Below are 23,255 nucleotides of genomic sequence, written 5' to 3'. Positions count from 1 at the left end.
TTTCCGCTTTAAGTGTTGGCAGGAGGTTGAACGTGCGTTGCAGCAAGTAGCGTGCGCCCGATGAAATCCTTCGGTCCCGTCGCACCCGGCAAGGTGAAGAAATACCCGCCGCCGACTGGCTTGAGGTACTCCTCCAGGGGCTCGCCGTTGAGCCGGGTTTGTACGCTGATAAAACCTTTCTCCAGGTCAGCCTGGTAGCAGATAAACAGCAGCCCCATGTCGAGCTGACCGTTTTTGTTGACGCCGTTGGAGTAGTTGAACGGCCGGCGCAGGATCAGGTTGGCCTGGGTCTGCGGGGTGCGCGGGTTGGCCAGGCGGATATGCGCATCGAGCTTGGTCAGCTTGCCTTGCGGGTCTGTGCTGTAATCGGGCACTTGGGCTTCGTGCTGGCCACCCATGGGCGCGCCGGTGGGCTTGATGCGGCCGATGATGCTTTCCTGTTCCTGCAGCGGCGTGCGGTCCCAACGCTCGACAAAATTGCGAATGATCCGCACCGCCTGGTAGCTGCCATTGGCGGCCCAGGCCGGCTCGTCGCTGCCGGGCTGCACCCAGACAATCTGGTCCATGGTCTTGGCGTCGTTGGAATTCGGGTTGGCCGAACCGTCACGAAAACCCAGGAAGTTGCGCGCACTCTGCGCGGGCTCGCCGGGGCGGGCGGGCGCCTGCGGCGGCACGCTGCCTTCCTGCTTCCAGCGCACCAGCAGCAGGTCGGGCAGGTTTTTCACGATGTCGCGCAGGGCGTGGATATTGGTGTCCGGGGTGTTGGAGCAAAATTGCAGGCTCAGGTCGCCGTGGCACTGCGCCGCTTCCAAGGCATCGTTGGGGAAGCCGAGCATGCGGATCAGGCGCTTGGGCTTGACGGCGCTGAGACCGAAACGCTCATCGAACAGCGATTCGCCGACCGATACGGTGATGGTCAGGTTATCCGGCGTGACCACCGGGCCGAGGATGCCCGAATCGGTGGGCGGCAGTTTCGGGTCGACCTGCGGCACGCTGCCGCCCGTCATCAGGAAGCTGATGCGTTCGTTGAGGGTGCGGAACAACCGCTCCAAGTCGGCGCGATCACTGGCCAGGACATCGAAGGCCACCAGCATGCCGCAGGCCGGACGCGGGGTGACGATGCCGCTCTGGTGCTTGCCGAAAAAATCGTGATGGTCCTGGGTCTTGTCGCTGCGCGGTGCGGTGGTCACTTGCTCGGCGGCAGCGGCCATGGCCGGGCAGCTCAAGGTGCTGCCGGCAATCGCGGCGCCGGTGGCGGCCATGCCCAGCAGGACGCGGCGGCGTTGAAGGTCTAACGGCTGTGAATCACTCATGTGTGCGCTCGTCTTTACTGCAGGCCGGAGAGGCCAAGGGCGGGGTCGATTCCATCGAGTGCGGCGGCCAGTGCCTTGGCCTTGTCGGCGATCTGCTTGCGCTGATCGGCGGTAACACTGTCGTAGCGGATGAATTGGCCGTCGACTTTCAAACCATTGAGCTGCGTCTCGAACGCTGCAAGGGCCGTATCGATGTTCGGCAGCAGGTCGGCGGCGGACTTGCTCAGCAGCGGACGCATCAGGTCCACGACCTTGCGCGCCGCGTCCAGGTTGGCGGCGAAACCGTTCAGGTCGATATGGCTGTAGCGTTCTTCTTCACCACTGGTGGCGCGCACATCGGCCAGGCTGTTGAGGTTGCGCACCACGATGCTCACCAGTTGCTCCGGTGGCAGCGACTGCGCCAGCAACTGTTGCTTGAGGCTGCTGACGTCGTTCACCAGGCGCTGCGCCAGTGGGGCCAGGCCCTCGAGGCTGCGTTGCTGGAACAGGCTGTATTCGAGGCGGTGGAAGCCGCTGAAGGCTGGGTCCTGCTCACGCTTTTCGAAATAATCGGCGCGGGCGTTGATCGCGTTATCCAGTTCCGCCAGGCGTTGCGACGCTGCGGCGAGACGCTGATAAGCCTCGCGGGCCGGCACGTACAGCGCCTGGGCCTGGGTCAGGTCACCGGCGTCGATCGCTTGTTGCAAGGCGGTCACGGCCTTGATCAGTGCGCTGGCCTGGGTGCTCAGGTACACACGAAATTCCGACAACGGACCGATAAACGCCACCATCGACGGCTTGGCCTTGGCTTGGGCGTCGGATTCAGCCGTGGGCGTCACATGCAGGGTGCCGCGCGGGTTGCTTAACAGGCCGCAGGTGATTGCATAGTCGCCGGGCAACAGCTTGGCATTGATCACCTGGCTCAGGCCCGGCGCGATGTTTTCGCGTTCTTCGAGCACCAGCACGCCGTCGAGGATTTCCCATTCCACCGCGCGGTCGGAGCGGTTGATGATGCGAAAGCTCGCGCGCCCGGCGGGAACGGTCAGCGCGTTGGGTTCGCAGGCGTGGCCATGAATGGTCACAACGATTTCATCGTGATGGGTCTGGCGCTTGGCTGCGGCCATTTGCGAGGCGTAGTAGAACAGGCCACCGGCGGCGATCATCACGACCACCGAGCCGGCCACCGCCCAACGTAAGGCGCGGGGCGGCGAGGCCGGTTGAGGAGTTGGGTTGGACAAGAGACGGTCCTTACTGGTGGGGAACGGAAGAGGGCGCGGCGACCGGCTTGGCGGGCGCTGCGGGCAGGAAGAACATCACCAGGGCCACCACCAGGTAGATCAGGTAGGCACCCAGGGCACTGACGGTCGGCGCGTCCTGATAGCCGAACATCCCGGCCAGCACCGAACCTACCGGGCCGTCCATCGGCAACGTGGCGCTGACATCGAACAGCACGGTTTGCAGGTGGTTCCACACGCCGGCTTCGTGCAGGGCCTGCACTGAATTGGCGAGGATGCCGGCGGCCACCACCAGGATGAACAGGCCGGTCCAGCGGAAAAACGCGCTGAGGTTCAGGCGCATGCTGCCGCTGTAGATCAGGAACCCGACGATGATCGCCAGCACCAGGCCGAGCAGGGCACCCAGCGGGGCGCCGGGGCCTTCACTCTGCTGGAACACCGCCAACAGGAAGAACACGGTTTCCAGGCCTTCGCGGGCCACGGCGAAAAACACCATCAGGATCAGTGCGGCGACCTGATGCCGCGAGCCGGCCAGGGCATGGTCGAGGGATTCGTGCAGTGAATGCTTGATTGACCGCGCGACCTTGCGCATCCAGAACACCATGGAACTGAGAATGCCCACGGCGACCAGGCCGACCACGCCTTCGAACAATTCCTGCTGTTTTTGCGGGAATTCGGCGCTCATCAGTTCCAGGCCGCCGCCGACCAGCAGGGCCAGGGCGGCGGCAAGGAAGACACCGATCCACACGGCGGGCATCCACTGGCCGCGGCCGGTTTGTTGCAGGTAACTGGCGATGATGCCAACGATCAATGCGGCTTCAATGCCTTCGCGCAACATAATGAGAAAGGGAACAAGCATTCGGCACCGAAGGGTCACTAGACAGGAAGCGAATTTGTAACATAATGATACTCATTGCTAAACAAGAAACGTTAGCCTTTGCTGAACGACGGCTGAACGGTGGTGGCAAAGCTCAAGCGCCCTTATGATGCACGCCACCTTTTGTGCCGTTGGATTGCCCCACACCCATGTCGGAAAAAGACACCATCTCCATCCATCTGGTGCGCGAAGCGCTGTTGCAGAGCTGCGCGCCGGGGGCGGCGACCATTGAGGCGTTGAGCAAGGTGGGCATTGCTCCCGAGCTGCTGCTGCAGCCCGGCGCACGTGTCTCGGCCACGACCTACGCGCGGCTGTGGCGGTTGCTGGCGCGGCGGTTGGACGATGAGTTTTTTGGCATGGACCCGCGCCCGCTCAAGTCTGGCAGCCTGGCGTTTCTGTGTCGGGTGGCCATGGCCCAACCGACGGTGGCGGCCGGGCTGGAAACCGGCTTGGCGTTCCTGTCATTGATGTTCGAGCATTTGCCTGCCCAACTGGTGCGCCAGCAAAGCCTGGCGGAAATCGTGATGCTCGAAACCGAGCCCGATCCGCGCCGAGCGTTCAGCTATTTCACGTATTGGATGATCGTCCACGGCGTCGCCTGTTGGCTGGCGGGACGGCGTATACCGATCCTGGCCATCGAACTGCGCTGCCCACAGCCGGATTTTTGTGACGATTACCGGGTGATGTTCTCCGACAACCTGCGTTTTGACCGGCCGCGCACCCGCATGATTTTCTCCGCCGATTGCCTCGATCTGCCGATCAAGCGCAGTGCCGAAGAACTCAAGCGTTTCCTTGGCCACGCGCCGGCCAACATCCTGGTCAAATACCGCGACCCCGACAGCCTGGCCACCCGCATCAAGCACGACCTGCGCCAGATGCCGCCCGACACCTGGCCGGAAACCGACGGCCTGGCCGCCAGCCTGTGGATCTCCGCCTCGACCCTGCGCCGCCGCTTGGCGGAAGAGGGGCAAACGTATCAGGGGCTCAAGGACAGCGTGCGTAAGGAGTTGGCCATCGTCTGGCTGGCCGAGCCGCAGATCAGCTTTGCTGAAATCGCGACGCGACTGGGATTCGCCGATGCCAGTTCGTTCTACAAGGCATTTCGCAAATGGGCGGGGTCGAATCCGGGGCATTACCGTAGCCTGATTCTCAATGACGACAACCAAGAAGCATCCTCATCGAAAAGCGTCTGACAGGGGTTGGAATTCGCAGCGGAGCTTTTTTTCCAAACATCAAGCATGCCCCGCACCTGTCCACGACAGCTCAATAATTCTCAATAAATTACATAATTTTTATGAATTTGTAACATTTTGATACGTATAATTGGCCCGCGAAAAAGCGCTGCATTGGCCTCTGAGTCGATTGCAACTTCAACACGCATGCTAATGGAATGATGGCGTTTTAACGCTGCCAGCCCGAATACGAATTTCCACCCGCCCAAGGAGCGTCCTGCCATGGATCCTGCCTATTCTCGGTGGGTCACGCATAGAAAAGCCAAACGTAATATAGCCGGTGCACGGTGTTTACTCCGTAATCTGCCTTACTGAGTAAGCGGTGCGCTTCTGCTTCTGCCTTTAGCATTTGTTTGTGTGACCTCACTCCGTCGTTTTGCCCATCCTCAAGAAGGTTGATTTGACTGCCTGCCTGGCAGCCTAGGCGCTGGCGCTCAAAAATGCGTTGGCCTGTGGTCATGAGTTCCCCTCAGAACGCTGTAGGAATCACTGAACATGAATAAGGTATTCCGTCACTACATCCCGGCTACGACGCTGCGGTTGCTGCCCAACCGCTGGGATCTGGTTGCACTGCCGATGGTGATCGGCTTCTTGCTGTTTTTCTCGATAGGCGCACGGGAAACCTGGGCGCCTATCTCCTCTTTGCAGAGTGAAGTCATCTCACTCGACCCGGCCAACCTGCCCGAATATGCGATGCGCACCACGCTGCGCATGCTCGCCGCGATGGCGGCGTCCCTGGTGTTCACCCTACTTTATGGAACGCTGGCGGCCAAAAGCCGGCGAGCAGAGAAGCTGCTGGTGCCCGTACTGGACATCCTGCAATCGGTGCCCGTGCTGGGCTATATCTCGTTCACCGTGACGTTCTTCCTGCTGCTGTTTCCAGGGCGAGTGCTCGGCGCTGAATTCGCGGCCATTTTTGCGATCTTCACCAGTCAGGCCTGGAACATGACGTTTAGTTTCTACCAGTCACTGCGCATGTTGCCTCGTGACCTGGAAGAAGTGTCCAGCAACCTGCAACTGTCCGGCTGGCAAAAGTTCTGGAAGCTCGACGTGCCGTTCGCCATTCCGGGGCTGGTCTGGAACATGATGATGAGCATGTCCGGCGGTTGGTTCTTCGTTGTGGCGTCCGAAGCCATCACGGTTGGGGACAAGACCGTGATGCTGCCCGGTGTGGGTTCGTACCTGGCGATCGCCATCCAGCAGCAGGACCTGCATGCCGTGGGCTACGTGATTCTGGCGATGATCGCGGTGATCCTGATTTATGACCAGTTCATGTTCCGGCCATTGGTGGCCTGGGCCGACAAGTTCCGCATGGAAAACACCGCGTCTCAGGCGGGCTCACCGGAGTCATGGGTGCTGAAGTTGATCCAGCGCACCCGGCTGGTCCAGCGCATCTTGCGGCCCATTACCCGGATCGTCGGGCGCATCGGCAACCGTCGCTTCAGTCTGCCGCGCTCAACGCGCACCGTAATGCAATCGAGCCCCGCCACGTCCCGGATCATCGATTGGCTGTGGGGCTCGGCGATCGCCGTGCTGACCCTGTACGCGCTGTACCACATCGCCCTCTATATGAGCAGCGAAGTGACGTTCGATGAGGTCGTCCATGTGCTCAGCTTGGGCTTGATTACCCTGGCACGCGTGGTGGTGCTGATCGTGGTCGCCTCACTGATTTGGGTGCCGCTTGGCGTGCTGATCGGTTTGCGGCCGCACCTTGCGGAAAAAATCCAGCCGCTGGCCCAGTTCCTGGCTGCGTTTCCGGCGAACTTGCTGTTCCCTGTGTTTGTGATCGTAATTCTGCGTTACCAGTTGAACCCGGATGTGTGGCTGAGCCCGCTGATCGTGCTGGGGACGCAGTGGTACATCCTGTTCAACGTGATTGCCGGCGCCAGCGCGTTCCCGAACGATTTCAGGGAAGTTGCCGCCAACTTCCGCATTCGCGGCTGGCTGTGGTGGCGCAAGGTCATGCTGCCAGGGATCTTCCCGTATTACGTGACCGGGGCGATTACCGCCTCTGGCGGAGCGTGGAACGCCAGTATCGTTTCCGAATTTGTTTCATGGGGACAAGACAAGGTCGTCGCCCACGGTTTGGGTGCGTACATCGCCCAGAACACGGCGGCAGGGGACTTCCCGAAAATCACGCTGGGTGTGGTGGTTATGTCGCTCTTTGTCGTGGCCTTCAATCGCGCGGTATGGCGACCGATGTACGCCATTGCTGAAAACAAACTCCGTCTGAATTAACGGGATTCGATATTCATGAATATCTATACCGAACACACCAATGCATCGCCCGAAATCTACTCGCTCAATAACGTGAGCCGGGCGTTCGGCAAGGGCAAAGAAGAGTTGCAAGTACTCAGCAATGTTGACCTGACGCTGCGCGAAGGCGAAATCGTGGGCATGCTGGGTCGCTCCGGATCGGGCAAATCAACGTTGCTGCGCATCATTGCCGGCCTGATCCAACCTTCAGCGGGCGAGGTCAGGTACAACGGCTCATTGTTGACGGGGCCGGCCGAAGGCGTGGCCATGGTCTTTCAGACCTTTGCACTGTTTCCTTGGCTGACCGTCCTCGAAAACGTAGAAGCGGGCCTTCAGGCGTTACAGGTCGAACGCAAAGAGGCACGCAAGCGCGCGCTGGCCGCGATCGACCTGATCGGCCTCGATGGATTCGAAAACGCCTATCCCCGTGAACTGTCGGGCGGGATGCGGCAACGCGTTGGCTTTGCCCGCGCCTTGGTGGTTAACCCCACATTGTTATTGATGGACGAACCCTTCTCGGCGCTGGATGTATTAACCGCCGAAACCCTGCGAACCGACCTATTGGATCTGTGGAACGACGAGCATCTGCCGATCAAGTCCATCCTGATCGTGACGCACAACATCGAAGAAGCCGTTTTGATGTGCGACCGCATTCTGGTGTTGTCGACCAACCCAGGGCGCGTTGTGGCGGAAATCAAGGTGCCATTCGCCCATCCGCGCAACCGACTGGATCCGACCTTTCGCCAAATGGTCGATGACATCTATGCGTTGATGACCGACCGGCGCAGCGCTGACGCCAGTACCGGCAAAGGCGAGCTGAAGATGGGCAGTCCGCTGCCGGAAGTCTCCACCAACGTCATGGCCGGCCTGATCGAAACCCTCGCTGCCGAACCCTATAACGGGCATGCCGGTCTGCCAGACGTCGCTGAACGGCGCCTACTGGAAGTGGACGACCTGTTCCCGATAGCTGAGATGCTGGAACACCTGGGATTCGCTGAACTCAAGGGCGCCGACATTACCCTGACTGAGGCCGGCAAGTTATTCGCCGAGTATGGCACCCAGGAGCGCAAAACCATCTTTGCCGAGCACCTGATCAAGCACGTGCCGCTGGCCGCACGCATTCGCCAGGTACTGCAGGAACGAAACGGGCACCGCGCGCCACGGGTGCGCTTCGAGCAAGAACTGGAAGACTCACTCACCGAGGCGTTTGTGGAGAAAACATTGGAGAGCGTGATCACTTGGGGTCGATACGCTGAAATTTTCTCATATGACGACCACACCGAGACGTTCAGCCTGGACGATGTTGAAGGCAGCGTGTAGCCCTTCTTTCGCCATTGCAGCGGTTCAGCGCAGGGCGGAGTAAGGCTCTGGTAGACAGATCATGGTTTTCGCCCTGGCAATTTGTGCAGGTGCATCTTTCGGCGGCCAAAGACCTTCAGCGTAATAACGCGCTCTTAGCCGCCCACGCTCTACTCGGCGACGTTCGTCTTCAAGCGCCTGCGCAGTTTCAAACCCGCGCAGGCGTTTGACTTGGAAAAGATCGCCAATCTCGCAGCGCCAGACACCGGGTAATTGACCAGGCTCTCCTTCTGTGAGCGGCGGACAACTGAGTGTCGTGAGTTCATAAAGCATCGAATGCCTCGCAATTCAAGCCCAAAAGACCCAGCCCAATATTGAATGAAATACGTTAGTTGGGATGGCTCTTAGGAAGTGTCTGATGGCGATTGGTAAGCGATGAGTAGTCCATTTCCCAAATTGATCTACGACACGCGAATTCATCGGGTAAATCCGCGACAGCGCTTGAGCCATTAATTAGATTACGACGCCATCTTCATTCAATCAGGAATGCACGTATGGCAAGCAATACGCCCACATCAACCGGCTCCCTTCGCCCACTGCTGCTGAGAGGTTTTTAATGTCTCAGCCTTACGCGTTCATCAATGATTGGCAACAAACCTCCGTTGAACTCAAGGCAAGATTGCGCTTGAGCCAGCACGCCGAAGCCAAGTTCGAGAGGCTCAATACGCATATCCGAAACGTCGTGGTGCTGCCGGAGCAGTTGGTCATCATCGGTGATGACTCCACGGCGTTGTGCAAGCCGGAAGAGCATCTGCTGATGCAATCCGCCTGGCGTATCCGCCACAGCGTGATGGCCGAAGGGGGAGATGCCTTTGCCTTGCAAAACTACGACTTGCTGCAGAAACTGCTGGGCTACGCGTCGCTCGGTATCGGCACGGCGGGGGATGCTTGGAACCGCCACTTGAAGGCGATCGTCAAAACCCTGGAAGAAATCGATGCCCTGCATAAACAGGCGTTGCGCCGAGGCGGTGGCGCAGCGCGGGATGAGTTTTTGGCGCGTCGCCAAACGCTGTTCAAAAAACTGGAAGCACAGATGCGCGGGTTCGCCCGTTATGGCACGGGTTTGCGTAATGAAGGTTCGATCAAGAAAATGCTCGGTATTTCCACCAAGAGTTATCTGCACACCGGGGAGATCAGTCGATATGCCGAGAGGATTGCGCGGATTTCCAGGGTGGCGAAAGTGCTCAAGGCTGGGACGCCGTTGGGTATTGCGTTGAGCGCTGCGTCCACTGGGCTGGAGATCAAGGAAGCCTGTTCCACGGGGAGGGAGGAGCAGTGCAGGAAGGCGAAGTATGTGGAAGTGAGCAAGCTAGGAGGAGGGGTTCTGGGGGGGATGGCAGGTGGGTCTATGGCGACAGCTTTATGCTTCACCGTACTACTCCCTACAACTGGGCCGGCATCATTGAGTTGCCTGTTAATCGCAGGTGGGACCTTGGGCGCGGTTGGGGGCAGATTTGGGGGTGCGTTCGGCGAGTATGTAGGAGAGAAAATTTATGAATATTGACCACTTATTCAATCATCCTCAGAAGATCTGGTTTGATGCGAGCATCATGTTTATTGCTCTTGTTTTCGACGTAGTAGGCATTTTTCTGATGTATCGACGATTGGATGAAATGGAGGACCGTTTAAATAAATGCAGCCTTGTCACTTCTAACAAACGGTTCTGGGGCGATTCGATACGAGGAAGAATGATTCGACTGTGTGCCGTCATCTCAGCGGTTGCCATGCCGTGGTGGAACATAAAGCGCGGTACCGTGGATCGGCAGCAAGTTCAGGATTTTCCTCGCGGCCTCAAGCGCGTACTTCAGGGGATGACCATTGGAGGCTTGATTTTTATAACGGTTGCCATATCCGACACATTGTATAAATGGCTAACACGCTGATCGGTGACAAAAAAAGCCCCGTGATCAAACGGACCACGGGGCTAACCATTGGCTGGGTGCGACCAACCAAAAGAACTCTTTACATTATTTGGCGCTGACGGGGGGAACCGCAGGCGCTGTAGGGGGCAGTTATGGGAGTTAGCTCGGTGAGTAAGTAGGAGAGAAACCATATGAGTATTGATTATTTTATTTATCGTCCGTTGAAACTCTGGTTTGATTTGGCTTTGTTTTTTTGGGTCTTCATCGCCTTTGTGGTTTTGATATACCTGGCTTATCGAAGACTCGACGAAATGGAAGATCTTCTAAACAAATGCAGTCTTATCACACCCAATCAACGTGTTTGGGGCAATTCGATTCGAGGAAGAATGATTCGACTATCTGCCGTCGCCGCAGCGGTTGTTCTACCAAGGTGGAATGTAAAACGAGGTGCAGTGGATTGGCAGCAGGTGCAAGCCTTTCCTCGTAACCTCAAGCGATTGCTTCAGGGAACCCTGCTTGTTGGAGTGCTTTTTCTAATGAGCGCCACCGCTGACATCTTGTATAAGTGGCTACATCAGTAACTGCGACATAAAAAAAAGCCCCGCGACCAAACGGACCACGGGGCTAAAAATTGGCTGGATGCGACCAACCAAAGGAGCTCTTTACATCACTTGGCGGTAGCGACGACGGTGTCCGGCTGCCAGCCGCCCCCCAACGCCTTGTAGATCGCCACAATCCCGCGATACAGGTCCACTTCGGCCTGGGCCTGGGAGTCTTCGGCGGCCAGGCGTTCGCGTTGTGCGTCGAGCAGCACGAGGAAGTCCACGGTGCCTTCGCGGTAGCGGATCGCGGCGAGGTCGGCGGCGGCGCGGCTGGATTCGCTTTGGCGGATCAGCGCAACCAGGCGCTGCTGACGCTTGCCGTAGTCGCTGAAGGCGTTCTCGGATTCTTCCAGCGCCAGCAGCACTTGCTGCTCGTAGTTGGCCAAGGCGCCATCGGCCTCGGCATCGGCGCCGCGCAAGCGCGCACGCACGCTGCCCAGGTCAAACGCGGCCCAGGTGATGCTCGGGCCAAGGGCCCAGGCATTCGCTGCCGATGAGCCGATCTGCGAACCGCGCCCGGCGGTGAAGCCGAGAAAGCCGCTAAGGCTGACCCGGGGGAACAGGTCGGCCTTGGCCACGCCGATGCGTGCGGTCGCGGATGCCAGTTTGCGTTCGGCACTCAGAATGTCCGGGCGCCGTTGCAGCAGTTGCCCCGGATCGCCTATCGGCAAGGCCTTGGCAATCGCCGGCAAGTCTTTCGGGCTCAGGTCCACGCTCAGCTTGTCGGGGCGCTGGCCGAGGAGGGTGGCGATGCGGTTACGCTCGCGCACTTGTTCGGCTTGCAGTTGCGGCACGCTGGCTTCCACCGCTGCGAGGCGGGCGTCGGCACGTTCCACGTCGAGTTGGTCACCCACGCCGGCATCACGCAGGCTGACGGTGATGGTGCGCGACTCCTGCTGGTTCTTCAGGTTGTCCAGGGCGATGCGCTCACGCAGTTGCGCGCCGCGCAGTTGACCGTAGGCGTCCACCAGTTCGGCAATCATCGTGACCTGCAGTTGGTACAGGTCGGCTTCGGCGGCCTGCTGGTCGGCGTCGCTGGCTTCCAGGTTGCGCTGGATGCGGCCGAACAGGTCGAGCTCCCAGGCCATGTCCAGGCCCAGGTCATAACGCTCGCTGTTGACGCGCTGGGTGGTCTGGCCGGGGATTTGCCCCTTCCCCACGTCACTGCTGACGCGGCTGGTGATGGTTGGCATCGCATCATTGCTGGCGTCATCGCGGATCGCGCGTGCCGACCGCAGGCGGGCAAACGCCACGCGCAGGTCGCGGTTACCGCTCAGCGCCTGGGTCACCAACTGGTTGAGGGTCGGGTCGTCGAACTGCTGCCACCAGATGCCTTCGAATTTGCCATGGTCGTACCGTTTGGCATCGGCGGCGGCCGTGATATTGGCGGCCTCCGGGGTCTGGGTTGTGTAGTCCGGGCCTACGGCACAGGCGCTCAGCGCCAGGACCAGCAAGCTCGGCAGAAAGACTTTCACACTCATTGCTGTGTCTCCAGCTTCAAGGCCTTGGCCGCTTTGCGCGCTTCGCTGCGCTCGACATGGCGACGGATCAGTACGTAGAACACCGGCGTCAGCAACAGACCGAAGAAGGTCACCCCGATCATCCCGGAGAACACCGCCACGCCCATGGCATGGCGCATCTCGGCACCGGCACCGCTGGACAGCACCAGGGGCACCACACCCATGATGAACGCGAACGAGGTCATCAGGATCGGCCGCAGCCGCAGACGGCAGGCTTCCAGCACCGCGGCGAGCGGGTCGAGGCCTTCCTGCTGTTTATCCTTGGCGAACTCGACGATCAGAATCGCGTTCTTACAGGCCAGGCCCACCAGCACGATCAGGCCGATCTGGGTGAAGATGTTGTTGTCGCCACCCGAAATGATCACCCCGGTGATGGCCGACAGCAGCGTCATCGGTACGATCAGGATCACCGCCAACGGCAGGCTCCAGCTTTCGTATTGGGCGGCCAGTACCAGGAACGCCAGCAACACGCAGAGCGGGAACACGAACAGCGCGGTATTGCCCGAGAGGATTTGCTGATACGTCAGGTCGGTCCACTCGTAGGTCATGCCGTTGGGCAGTTCATCTTTCAGCAGTTTTTCAATTGCAATCTGGGCCTGGCCGGAGCTGTAGCCCGGCGCGGCGTTGCCGTTGATTTCTGCGGTGATGAAGCCGTTGTAGTGCATCACGCGGTCCGGGCCCGAGGTGTCGCTGACCTTGATGAAGGTCGCCAGCGGGATCATCTCGCCTTTGTTGTTGCGCACTTTCAACTGGCCGATCTGGTCTTCATCCTGGCGGAACTGCTGCTCAGCCTGCACGTTGACCTGGTAGGTGCGACCGAAGCGGTTGAAGTCGTTGGCATACAACGAGCCCAGGTAGATCTGCAGCGTGTCGAAAATGTCGCTGATCGCCACGCCGTGGGTCTTGGCCTTTTCGCGGTCGATGGCGGCATCGACCTGGGGCACGTTGACCGTGTAGCTGGTGAACAGGCCGAACAGTTCCGGCGTGGTGCGGCTCTTGGTGATGATGTTCTGCACTTCTTTGTACAGTTCTTCGTAACCCAGGTTGCCACGGTCTTCGATCTGCAGGCGGAACCCGCCGATGGTGCCCAGGCCCTGTACCGGCGGCGGTGGGAAGATCGCCATGTAGGCTTCCTGGATGTCGCTGTACTTGCCGTTCAGCGCACCGGCAATCGCACCGGCGGACATGCTCGGGTCTTTACGCTCGTCGAACGGTTTGAGGGTCACGAACACGATGCCGCTGTTCGGGCTGTTGGTGAACCCATTGATCGACAGGCCCGGGAAGGCCACGGCGCTTTCCACGCCCGGCTGTTTCAGGGCGATGTCGGACATGCGCTTGATCACGTCTTCGGTGCGATCCAGGCTCGCGGCGTCCGGCAATTGGGCGAAAGCCACCAGGTATTGCTTGTCCTGGGCCGGGACGAAACCGGTCGGGGTGTGGGCAAAACCGAACCACGTCAGCACCATCAGGCCGGCGTACAGGAACAGCGCGATGCCGCTGCCGCGAATCACCCGGCGCACGGTGCCGACGTAGCCATGGCTGGCTTTCTCGAAGAAGCGGTTGAACGGCCGGAACAACCAGCCCCCCAACAGCTTGTCGAGCACCTTGGAGAAGCGATCCTTCGGCGCGTCATGGCTGCGCAGCAACACGGCGGCCAGGGCAGGCGACAAGGTCAGCGAGTTGAAGGCCGAAATCACCGTCGAAATCGCAATGGTCAAGGCGAACTGCTTGTAGAACTGCCCGGTCAAGCCGCTGATAAAGGCCGCCGGAATGAACACCGCACACAGCACCAAGGCCGTGGCGATGATCGGCCCGGTCACTTCGCTCATGGCCTTTTCAGTCGCCTGGAACGGCGCCAGGCCCAGCTCGATGTTGCGCTCGACGTTCTCCACCACCACGATGGCGTCATCCACCACGATGCCGATGGCGAGTACCAGGCCGAACAATGACAGCGCGTTGAGCGAGAAGCCGAACAGGTGCATCACCGCAAACGTACCGATCAGCGAGACCGGCACTGCCACCAACGGAATGATCGAGGCGCGCCAGGTCTGCAGGAACAGGATCACCACCAGCACCACGAGGATCAGCGCTTCGAACAGGGTATGCACCACCGCTTCGATGGAGCCGCGCACGAAGATGGTCGGGTCGTAGACGATGCTGAAGTCCATGCCTTCGGGGAAGTTCTTCTTCAGCTCCGCCATCTTGTCGCGCACTTCGTTGGAGATCTGGATCGCGTTGGAACCCGGGCGCTGGAAGATCGGGATCGCCACGGCCGGCTGGTTGTTGAGCAACGAACGCAGGGCGTATTGGCTGGAACCCAGCTCAACCCGCGCAATGTCCTTGAGGCGCGTGATTTCACCGTTATCGCCGGAGCGAATGATGATGTTCTCGAACTCTTCTTCAGTGACCAGGCGACCCTGCGTGTTCACCGACAACTGGAAGCTGGTGGCATTCGGTGCAGGCGGCGCACCCAGCGCACCGGCGGCCACTTGACGGTTCTGCTCGCGAATCGCGGTCACCACATCGGTGGCGGTCAGGTTACGCGACGCGGTCTTGTTCGGGTCCAGCCAGACGCGCAGGGAGTAGTCGCCCATGCCGAATAGCTGCACATCACCCACACCGCCCAGGCGCGCCAACTCATCCTTGATGTTGAGCAAGGCGTAGTTGGACAGGTAGAGCATGTCGTAGCGCTGATCCGGGGAGGTCAAATGCACCACCATGGTCAGGTCGGGGGAGGCCTTGTCCACGGTGATACCGATGCGGGTCACTTCCTCGGGCAGTTTTGGCTGCGTGCGCGTCACACGGTTTTGCACCTGCACCTGCGCGTTGTCCAGGTCGGTGCCCAGGGCGAAGGTGATGGTCAGGGTCAGTTTGCCGTCGGCGGTCGACTGCGAGGACATGTACAGCATGTTCTCGACGCCGGTAATGGCCTGTTCCAGCGGCGCCGCCACGGTTTCACCGATGACTTTGGGGTTGGCGCCAGGGAAGTTGGCGCGCACCACCACGGTCGGCGGCACCACTTCCGGGTATTCGCTGATCGGCAGTTGGAACAGCGAGATCGCGCCGGCGATCAGGATCAACAGCGAGAGCACTGCTGCGAAGATCGGCCGCGAAATGAAGAACTTGGAAAAATTCATCTTGAGTCGTATCCCTTAACCGCGTGGAGTCGCGACAGCTGCGAGCTTGGGCGCGGTTTTTGAAGGCGCCACTTGCTCCAGGTTGCTGGCTTCAAGCGCTTGTCGTTGTTGGGCCAAGGCGGCGAGGGTTTCCTTGCTGGCCATCGGGATGGTTTCCGGGGCGACCGGCGCGCCCGGGCGCACGCGCTGCAGGCCCTTGACGATAATGGTGTCGTCCTTGTTCAGGCCGCTGCGCACGATGCGCAAACCTTCGATCTTCGGCCCCAGTTCCACCGAGCGGTAGGCCGGCTTGTCGCCTTCCATCACCAGCACGAACTTCTTGCCCAGGTCGGTGCCGACCGCTTCATCGTTGATCAGTACGGCGGAGTAGGTGCCGCTGCCGACCAGTTTCAGGCGGGCGTACAAGCCAGGGGTGTATTCGCCTTTGCTGTTATCGAATACCGCACGGCCACGGATGGTGCCGGTGGCCGGGTTGACCTGGTTGTCGACGAAGTTCATCTGGCCCAGGTGCGGGTTGCCGGTTTCATTCGACAGGCCCAGGTACACCGGGGTGGTCGCACCACGGCGACCCTGGCGGGCGAGCTCGGTGTACTTGAGGTATACGCGCTCATCGGCATCGAAGTAGGCGTAGACCTTGTCGGTGGAGACCAGGCTGGTCAGCGCGGTGACGTCGGCGGTGACCAGGTTGCCGGCGGTGATCTCGGCACGGCTGGCACGGCCGCTGATCGGCGCGGTGACACGGGTGAAGCTCAGGTTCAGCTTGGCCAGGTCCAACTGCGCCTGGATGCCGGCAACGCCGGCGCGGGCTTCCAGGGCGGCGGTGGTGCGCGAGTCGGCCAGTTCGGCGGAGATCGCATTGCTCTGGCGCAGGCGTTCGCCGCGTTGTGCTTCGTTATCGCTGCGGCTGGCGGCGGCTTTGGTCTGTTGAAGCTGGGCTTCGAGGCGGCGCACCTCGGCCTGGAACGGGCGTGGGTCGATCTGGAACAGCAAGTCGCCTTTCTTCACGAGGGCGCCTTCGGTGAAGGCCACCTGATCGATCTGGCCGGACACCCGTGGACGGATCTGCACGGTTTCCGGTGCTTCCAGGCGACCGGTGAATTCGTCCCACTCGTTGACCGGTTGTTCAAGCACCTTGGCCACGCTGATTTTTGCAGGAGGCATGGCGGCCGCTTGGTCCGGGGTTTTGCCGCACGCGCTCATCACCGCCACGGCTAGAATCGCCAGGGGCAAGCGCAAGTGTTTGAGTGTCTGTTCCATGAGGTGCATCCGCCAATGTATTTGAGATGGGCGGATCATGCGCGGCGAGGTGCTAGGTCACGAATCGAATGAAGCAAAGATAACTATCATTCGGAATGATATAAGCGCGGGATGAGCCCTCTAGTCTGCGGGTTTCATTAGGCAGCTATCAATATGCTTGATGACAAAGGTGTGTTGCGCAGGCGCCAGGAACGTCGCGATGCCTACGCGGTGTTGTCAGTCGCCAACCGCCCAGGTCGTAATCCTCAAGCACCTCGCACGGCATGCCTGACACTTCGGGCCAGGTCGAAGCATGGCCGGGTGGCAATTCCTTACACTTGCGGTTTCTATTAGCCGTTGTGCTGCCACGCGAGGAAACGCCATGACTTCGTCCATCGATCCCGGCCTGCTGGCTATTTATGAAGCCTGGCACGCCACCGTTTGTGCCGGCGACCTGGCGGCTACGGCGGCGTTGTATGCCGAGCAGGCGGTGTTCGAAACGCCGCTGGTGCTGGCGATCTACCCCGACCACGGCAGCGGGGTGCTGGTGGGCCGAGGGGTGATCCAGCGGTTTATGGAAGACAGCAAGCGCCGCTTTCCCAATGACCTGGCTGAGTGGTATCGCAGCGACAAGGCCTTCATCAATGGCCGCAACTTGACGTGGGAATACCCGCGCAAGACGCCGACGGGTGAGCAGGTGGACCTGATGGAAATGATGGAGATTGAAAACGGCTTGATCACTTGCCACCGCGTGTATTGGGGCTGGTATGGCGTGCGCTTGCTGGCGCCGGTACTGGCGAAGGCGCGAGCGCTGTGAACCCGCGTGCGACGGTTGCCATCGTTGGCGGGTCGGTGACCGGCGTCGCGGCGTTTATCCAACTGGTGCGCACAGGTAACGCTCGGCGTATCGACATCATCGATCCCGAGGGGCTGGCGCACTCGATTGCCTTCAACGCCGACGAGGCCACGCTGTTGTGCAATACCTCGGTGCAGACGATGTCGGTGCTGGACGATGACCCGCACGACTTTCAGCGTTACCTCCAGGCGCAGGGCATCGACGCCGGCGAAGACGCGTTTGTGCCACGGGCCTGGGTGTCGGGCTACCTCAAGCAACGCTACGCCGAGTACCGCGATGTGGCGCAGGCCCGGGGCATTGAGCATCGGGTCGTGCGTGCAACGGTGCGGCGTATCCAGCCGGTCGCGCGCAGCGACTATCGCTTGGTGCTGGACGATGGCAGCGACCTTCGCGCCTGTGCCGTGCTGGTCTGCACCGGCAATGCCGCACCGTTCGTGCCGCCGCTGATCAGCCCGCATGCCGGTGCGCCGGGGATTTTCTCGACGCCATACCCGACCAAGGCCTGGTTGGACAGCCTGGGGAAACCGTCACGGGTCTTGGTGCTGGGCAGTCGTCTGTCGGCGGTCGACAGCGTGTTGCTGCTCTGCGGCGCGGGGCATCAGGTGCTGATGGCGTCGCCTTCCGGGCGTTTGCCCGGCGTGCGCACGGCCACCCCCAGGCGTTGTGCGGTGGCCCTGGATGAAACGCGATTCGCCCGCCTGGACCTGGAAAACCCCAAGCTGTACTGGCACTTGCTGCGCATCGTTGCGCGGTCGGCCAAGGCGATCAGTGGCCGCTCGCTGCGCGAACAAGTCGATCGCAGCGTGGAGCCCACCCAGCGCCTGCGCGGCGAAGTCGCCTTGGCCCGACGGGGCGCGACGGACTGGCAGAACCTGTTGGTGCAGTGCATGGACATGGCTGACGTAAAACTGCGCGCGGCACCGCCGGCGGTGCGCATGGCGGCGCTGCAGAACTGTTGGGAGGCGGTCGGGCGTTACCTGTTCGCGGTGCCCTTGCAGACCGCAACCACGTTGCTGCGCCTGATCGACGAAGGGCGCCTGCAACTGGCCGCGCACGTGCCGACAACCCTTGAGTGGCAAGGCCAATGGCAGGTTCACGACGCCCACGGGCACATCGAGGCGGTGGATGCGGTGGTGTGCGCCACCGGCTTTCATAAACAGTTTTTCCATGCCACCCGCGACGGCCTTGAGCTGCAGGTATCACCGACAACGCCGTGTACGCCGCCCTATGTGTCGCCGCAGTTGCAGGTCAGCCTGCCCGGCGGCGAGGCGCCGGAAAACATCTGGCTGCTGGGCGTGGCCTCCTACCTGGCGGCGCCGATGGTCAATTCGGTGTACCAATCGGTGCGCCAGGCCCGCGAGGTGGTGATGCTGCTCGCCGAGCACCCTTCATTCATCGACAACCACGCAACCGAGGCAGTGGCATGAAAGTGTATGGCGACAGAGGTTCGAGCAATACCCGGCGAGTACTGACCACCGCCGCTTACCTGGGGCTTGAGGTCGAATTCGTGTTCCTCGACCTGTTCAATGGCGAGAACCGCACGCCGGCTTACCTGGCGCTCAACCCCAACGGCACGATCCCGACCTTTGTCGACGGCGACGTGGTGCTGTTCGAAGCCTCGGCGATCATGATTTACCTGGCCGAACAGGCCGGTTCGTCATTACTGCCCGCAGGCAATGCCAAGTACGAAACGCTCAAGTGGATGTTCTGGGCCGCCGAGCATTTTCGCCGTGGGCCCACCGTGCTGATCGAGCAGCGGTTCATGGACCGCCTCAAAGGCCGCGCCGAAAACCCGACCCTGGTGGCCGACGCGCTGCAGGCGATCCACCGTTATACGGCCGTGCTCGACGGGCACTTGCGCACCCGGCGCTTTGTCGTGGGCGACGCGTTGAGCCTGGCGGACATCGACCTGGCGGCCCCGCTGAGTCATATCCCGCGCACCCAAACACCGTTCCTGGAATATCCCCATGTGGCGGCCTGGTACGCGCGGATCAATGCGCTTGCCGCCTGGCAGCAGAGCGGGGCGGCCCAGGAGCGCCGGATCGCCGAAATCGAGCGGCTGTTCAGCTCGCAACGGGTGCCGGCATAAGGGTTTTCCTGGCCGGGGTCACGGCATGCAGCGGCGCTTCGAGATGACGCAGATGCTCAATCCCTAAATGCAGCTTGAATGCACGCCAGCCCGGGCTGGTTACATACACCGCACGTGAGCCGACGGTTCGACGCAGCCAACCCTGCTGGCAGAAAGTCTCCAGCAGGTGGGTGCCGAGCGGCCCGGCGATGTGGTGTTGGCGTTCGGTCCAATCCAGGCAACGGCGGGCCTGGACGTGGTCGTGCAAGCATGGCTCGCCGGCCTGCGGGTTGAGTGACTGCAGCCACTCGATGCCGCACCGGGTGAGCACGTATTCGCGCTCGTTACGCTCAAGGATAAAACCCTGTTGCAGCATGCCTTGGGTCACCGCTACGCCGACCTGGCCGGCCAGGTGGTCGTAGCAACACCGGGCAAAACGCAACTCATGAGCCGAACGGTTGGGCAGGCTGCGCCACGAACTGGTTTGCGGCGCGACCGCCGCCAGGCTTTCCAGCACATGGGACACATCGGGACCGGCCAATTGATAGAAGCGGTTGCGGCCCTTGGTCTCGACGGTGAGCAAGCCGCCGTCGAGCAGTTTCGCCAGGTGCGAGCTGGCGGTCTGCGGGGTCACGCCAGCGGCACCGGCCAAGGCACCGGCGGACATTGAACTGCCATCTGCCAGGGTGATCAGGATCACTGCGCGCACGGGCTCGGCGATCAAGTAGGCGATGGATGAGATTTTTGGCTGGGTCATTCCGTCGAACTCCGTGCTGTGCCAAGTCATGTCGATTTTCAGGATGACATAAACATAAACACTTCGACACAGCTCGAAGCGTTTATCCCGGAAAGCTGCATATAGTCTCGCCGCCCCCTTTCAACGGACGCACGCGGTCATGACCCCCAACACCCGCTACCAACGCCAAGTACTGCTTGCGACGAGTCTGAGCTATGTGGTCGTGATCCTCGACACCTCGATTGTCAATGTGGCGGTGGAATCGATTTCCCGCACCTTTGGCTCGGGCATCTCCGGGCTGCAGTGGGTGATCAACGCATACACCCTGACCTTCGCCAGCCTGCTGCTGACGGGCGGCTTGTTGGGCGATCGTTTCGGTGCGAAGAAAATCTACGCGGTCGGCCTCGTCCTGTTTGCCCTGGCCTCGGCCTTGTGCGGCCTGGCCACCGATCTGCCGGAATTGGTCGGTGCGCGGGTCTTGCAGGGGCTGGGCGCCGCGTTGCTGGTGCCGTGCTCGTTGATGTTGATCAATAGCGCTTACCCGCAGACCCACCAACGCGCCGGCGCGATTGGGGTATGGGCCGGCTGCGGTGGCATCGCCATGGCGGCCGGGCCGCTGGTCGGTGGAGTGCTGATCGAGCTGTTCGGCTGGCGCAGCATCTTCATGATCAACGTGCCGATCGCCCTGGTCGGCGTGTGGCTGACCTCGCGCATCCCGTCTTCCGCACCGTTGGCGCCTGACCGCCACTTGGACATCACCGGGCAATTCGCCGCGATTATTGCGCTGGCGACCTCGGTGGCGGTGCTGATCGAAGGGGCGAAGCTGGGGTGGAACTCCGAATGGGTGTACGCCGGCGTGTTCGTGGCCTGTATTGCCTGGTGCGTGTTCTTCGTGACCGAGAGCCGCCACAAGGACCCGATGCTGCCGCTGCAGTATTTCCGCAACCCGGTGTTCTCGGGGGCGACGCTGCTGTCGCTGGTGTCGGCCCTGGTGTTCTATGGCCTGTTTTTCCTGCTGAGTGTGTATTTCCAGACCGAGCGTGGCTGGTCGCCGCTGGACACCGGGCTGGCCTTCCTGCCGTTGACCGCCATGGTCACCCTGGGCAGCTTCACCTGCGGCCGGCTGACCCGCGCGTATGGCGCCCGCGCCGTGCTGTGTGCGGGGTTTGGCCTGTACACCCTGGGATTTATCGGCCTGTTCGCCCTGGCCACTGACGCGCCGTACTGGCGTATCGCGCTGTGCTACCCGGCCGTGGGGTTCGGCGCCGGGATTATTACCCCGGCCGCTACCTCCGTGCTGATGAGCGTGGTCGAGCGTGCCAAGGCCGGGGTGGCGGCCGGCACACTCAATGCCAGCCGGCAAAGCGGTTCCGCCTTCGGTGTGGCGATCTTCGGCGCCTTGCTCACGTCGATTCAGCCCTTGGGCGAGGCCATCGACGTTGCCGTCAGCGTCGCTATCGGTTTGTCGCTGCTGGCCATGCTGATGGCTGCCCTGGTGTTGAAAGCGCCTGCGGCGCACCCCGTCCAAGGCTGATGGACCTGCACCCGTAAACACGATTGCCAGCACGTGTTCGTGACATTCGCGAGGCGTTGCTGTACCTGGAAAACATCATCAATAAGGACAACGATCATGAATGCGCGCTCTGCACTTGCAGTTGTCGATATGGCGGGAATCGGCATCGGTCCGGCTAACCTTAGCCTGGCGGCGCTGGCTCAGCCCAAAGCAAGCATTACCGCCGCGTTCTTCGAGCGCAGCAGCGAATTTCAATGGCATGCGGGGATGATGGTGCCCGAGGCCAAGCTGCAGGTGCATTACCTCAAGGACCTGGTCAGCCTGGTGGACCCGTCCAACCCGCTGTCATTCCTCGCTTACCTGGCGCAGAAAAAACAGCTGCTGAGTTTTATCAACGCGCAATTCGAGCAGGTGCTGCGCCGCGAGTTCAACCAGTACTACCGTTGGGCGTGCAGCCAACTGCCGAATCTGCATTTCAACAGCGAAGTGCGTTCGGTGACGTTTGATAACGGCCTGTTCCTGCTCAAGGGTGACACCTGGGTGCAGCCCGCGCGCCACCTGGTGCTGGGCACCGGGCAGCAACCGTGGATCCCGACGTGTGCGCAAGCGCATCTGGGCGATACGCTGTTTCATTCCGCGCAGTACATGACCCGCAAGCGCAGCCTCAAAGACCAGCGCGTGGTGGTGATCGGTGGTGGCCAGACCGGGGCCGAAATCATCCAGCATCTGCTGTCCGACACCGCCGCCTTGCCCGCCAGCGTGACCTGGGTCTCGCGGCGCTGGAATTTCTCGCCGTTGGATGAGTCGCCGTTTACCAACGAGCTCTACACCCCGCAGTACAGCGAGCACTTTTTCGCCCAGCCCGAGGCCGTGCGCCGACCATTGCTGGCCGAGCAGAAACTGGCGAGCGACGGCATTTCCCAAGGGTTGTTGCAGTCGATTTACCGCCGCTTGTACGAGCTCAAACATGTCTTGCAGCACCCCTGCCACGTTCGTTTGCTACCGGGGCGTGAGCTGACCGCGATTCACCAACGCCCCCATCACTGGAGCCTGTCGATGACGCACGGGCACAGCCAGGTGCAGGAGGAACTGAGTGCCGACACGGCGGTGCTGTGTACGGGGTATGCCTACCAGATGCCGGCCTGCCTGGAGGCGCTCGAATCACGGATTACCCGGCGCAACGGTGAGTACGTCTTCAACGATGACTATTCCGTCGCGTGGGACGGCCCGCAGGGCTCGGCCATCTACGTGCAAAACGCCGCCCGCAGCCAGAAAGGCATCGCCGACCCGAACCTGGGCCTGATCCCTTGGCGCTGCGCGAACATCATCAACAGCGTCAGCGGGCAAGCCCTGTATGACCTGGATCAGCCCGAGGCGTTCGTCCAATGGGGCGCCAACGCTGTATTCGACGAGGTCGGCGATGCGCGTTTCGATCGCCTGACCGCCCTCGCTAACTAGACCCAGGAACCCGATC

19 protein-coding genes are annotated in these 23,255 nt (G+C 61.1%); 11 read left to right on the top strand and 8 right to left on the bottom strand.

Annotated features, from left to right (window positions below):
* Positions 1 to 8 precede the first annotated feature (8 nt).
* From efeB to efeU, 3 genes are read right to left on the bottom strand one after another with little or no spacing between them, the layout of a single operon-like run.
* Positions 9 to 1,313, bottom strand: a complete 1,305-nt coding sequence (gene efeB, locus P3S72_RS16725) for an iron uptake transporter deferrochelatase/peroxidase subunit (protein ID WP_276193185.1) — start codon at positions 1,311 to 1,313, stop codon at positions 9 to 11.
* 14 nt (positions 1,314 to 1,327) lie between these two features.
* Entirely contained in the window at positions 1,328 to 2,530 is a 1,203-nt protein-coding gene (gene efeO / locus P3S72_RS16720) for an iron uptake system protein EfeO (RefSeq protein WP_276193184.1), read from the bottom strand.
* Between the two features lie 10 nt (positions 2,531 to 2,540).
* Positions 2,541 to 3,386 carry an iron uptake transporter permease EfeU gene (gene efeU, locus P3S72_RS16715; RefSeq protein WP_276193183.1) on the bottom strand — a complete coding sequence of 282 codons (846 nt, stop codon included), beginning with the start codon at positions 3,384 to 3,386 and terminating at the stop codon, positions 2,541 to 2,543.
* 167 nt (positions 3,387 to 3,553) lie between these two features.
* On the opposite strand from efeU, the gene P3S72_RS16710 reads away from it, so the two are divergent.
* The 3 genes from P3S72_RS16710 (at position 3,554) to P3S72_RS16700 (ending at position 8,212) form a co-directional block, all read left to right on the top strand.
* Complete coding sequence (locus P3S72_RS16710; protein WP_276193182.1) at positions 3,554 to 4,597, top strand: AraC family transcriptional regulator; 1,044 nt, start codon at positions 3,554 to 3,556, stop codon at positions 4,595 to 4,597.
* Positions 4,598 to 5,131: 534 nt separating this feature from the next.
* Complete coding sequence (locus P3S72_RS16705) at positions 5,132 to 6,874, top strand: ABC transporter permease subunit (protein WP_276193181.1); 1,743 nt, start codon at positions 5,132 to 5,134, stop codon at positions 6,872 to 6,874.
* Between the two features lie 15 nt (positions 6,875 to 6,889).
* Positions 6,890 to 8,212 (top strand): nitrate/sulfonate/bicarbonate ABC transporter ATP-binding protein, encoded by a 1,323-nt coding sequence (locus P3S72_RS16700; RefSeq protein WP_276193180.1) that lies wholly within the window; start codon positions 6,890 to 6,892, stop codon positions 8,210 to 8,212.
* A gap of 24 nt (positions 8,213 to 8,236) precedes the next feature.
* On the opposite strand, the gene P3S72_RS16695 is transcribed toward P3S72_RS16700, so the two are convergent.
* Entirely contained in the window at positions 8,237 to 8,524 is a 288-nt protein-coding gene (locus P3S72_RS16695; RefSeq protein WP_276193179.1) for a hypothetical protein, read from the bottom strand.
* A gap of 283 nt (positions 8,525 to 8,807) precedes the next feature.
* Between P3S72_RS16695 and P3S72_RS16690 the strand changes: the two genes are divergently transcribed.
* The 3 genes from P3S72_RS16690 to P3S72_RS16680 all read left to right on the top strand — a co-directional run bounded on the left by P3S72_RS16690 (position 8,808) and on the right by P3S72_RS16680 (position 10,694).
* Positions 8,808 to 9,755, top strand: a complete 948-nt coding sequence (locus P3S72_RS16690) for a hypothetical protein (RefSeq protein ID WP_276193178.1) — start codon at positions 8,808 to 8,810, stop codon at positions 9,753 to 9,755.
* Positions 9,745 to 10,134, top strand: a complete 390-nt coding sequence (locus P3S72_RS16685; protein WP_276193177.1) for a hypothetical protein — start codon at positions 9,745 to 9,747, stop codon at positions 10,132 to 10,134. Before P3S72_RS16690 ends, P3S72_RS16685 begins: the two co-directional genes overlap by 11 nt.
* Positions 10,135 to 10,304: 170 nt before the next feature.
* Positions 10,305 to 10,694, top strand: coding sequence for a hypothetical protein (locus tag P3S72_RS16680; RefSeq protein WP_276193175.1), 390 nt, complete (start codon positions 10,305 to 10,307; stop codon positions 10,692 to 10,694).
* A gap of 86 nt (positions 10,695 to 10,780) precedes the next feature.
* Here P3S72_RS16680 and P3S72_RS16675 read toward each other — a convergent pair whose 3' ends face one another.
* From P3S72_RS16675 to mexE, 3 genes are read right to left on the bottom strand one after another with little or no spacing between them, the layout of a single operon-like run.
* Entirely contained in the window at positions 10,781 to 12,196 is a 1,416-nt protein-coding gene (locus P3S72_RS16675; protein WP_276193174.1) for a TolC family protein, read from the bottom strand.
* Positions 12,193 to 15,372 carry an efflux RND transporter permease subunit gene (locus tag P3S72_RS16670; RefSeq protein WP_276193173.1) on the bottom strand — a complete coding sequence of 1,060 codons (3,180 nt, stop codon included), beginning with the start codon at positions 15,370 to 15,372 and terminating at the stop codon, positions 12,193 to 12,195. Before P3S72_RS16670 ends, P3S72_RS16675 begins: the two co-directional genes overlap by 4 nt.
* Before the next feature lie 15 nt (positions 15,373 to 15,387).
* Complete coding sequence (mexE, locus tag P3S72_RS16665) at positions 15,388 to 16,629, bottom strand: multidrug efflux RND transporter periplasmic adaptor subunit MexE (RefSeq protein ID WP_276193172.1); 1,242 nt, start codon at positions 16,627 to 16,629, stop codon at positions 15,388 to 15,390.
* A gap of 361 nt (positions 16,630 to 16,990) precedes the next feature.
* Here mexE and P3S72_RS16660 point away from each other — a divergent pair, with 361 nt between their 5' ends.
* Genes P3S72_RS16660 through P3S72_RS16650 form a run of 3 tightly spaced genes read left to right on the top strand, consistent with a single transcriptional unit; the run spans position 16,991 to position 19,553 of the window.
* Positions 16,991 to 17,425 carry a nuclear transport factor 2 family protein gene (locus P3S72_RS16660; protein WP_276193170.1) on the top strand — a complete coding sequence of 145 codons (435 nt, stop codon included), beginning with the start codon at positions 16,991 to 16,993 and terminating at the stop codon, positions 17,423 to 17,425.
* On the top strand, positions 17,422 to 18,891 hold the full coding sequence (locus tag P3S72_RS16655; RefSeq protein ID WP_276193168.1) for an FAD/NAD(P)-binding protein: 1,470 nt from the start codon (positions 17,422 to 17,424) through the stop codon (positions 18,889 to 18,891). The genes P3S72_RS16660 and P3S72_RS16655 overlap by 4 nt, the downstream gene beginning before the upstream one ends.
* On the top strand, positions 18,888 to 19,553 hold the full coding sequence (locus P3S72_RS16650; protein WP_276193167.1) for a glutathione S-transferase family protein: 666 nt from the start codon (positions 18,888 to 18,890) through the stop codon (positions 19,551 to 19,553). The genes P3S72_RS16655 and P3S72_RS16650 overlap by 4 nt, the downstream gene beginning before the upstream one ends.
* Here the strand turns inward: P3S72_RS16650 and P3S72_RS16645 are convergent.
* Positions 19,528 to 20,289 (bottom strand): helix-turn-helix transcriptional regulator, encoded by a 762-nt coding sequence (locus P3S72_RS16645; RefSeq protein ID WP_247406470.1) that lies wholly within the window; start codon positions 20,287 to 20,289, stop codon positions 19,528 to 19,530. The two genes, P3S72_RS16650 and P3S72_RS16645, sit on opposite strands and share 26 nt — an antisense overlap.
* A 139-nt stretch (positions 20,290 to 20,428) precedes the next feature.
* On the opposite strand from P3S72_RS16645, the gene P3S72_RS16640 reads away from it, so the two are divergent.
* Both P3S72_RS16640 and P3S72_RS16635 read left to right on the top strand, forming a co-directional pair.
* Entirely contained in the window at positions 20,429 to 21,802 is a 1,374-nt protein-coding gene (locus P3S72_RS16640; RefSeq protein WP_276193166.1) for an MFS transporter, read from the top strand.
* A 96-nt stretch (positions 21,803 to 21,898) separates the two neighbouring features.
* Positions 21,899 to 23,239 carry a SidA/IucD/PvdA family monooxygenase gene (locus tag P3S72_RS16635; protein ID WP_276193165.1) on the top strand — a complete coding sequence of 447 codons (1,341 nt, stop codon included), beginning with the start codon at positions 21,899 to 21,901 and terminating at the stop codon, positions 23,237 to 23,239.
* Positions 23,240 to 23,255 lie beyond the last annotated feature (16 nt).

Origin of the sequence: Pseudomonas sp. D3, assembly GCF_029320995.1 — a bacterium.
GTDB lineage: Bacteria > Pseudomonadota > Gammaproteobacteria > Pseudomonadales > Pseudomonadaceae > Aquipseudomonas > Aquipseudomonas paraveronii.
This window is presented reverse-complemented; position numbering and strand designations above follow the sequence as displayed.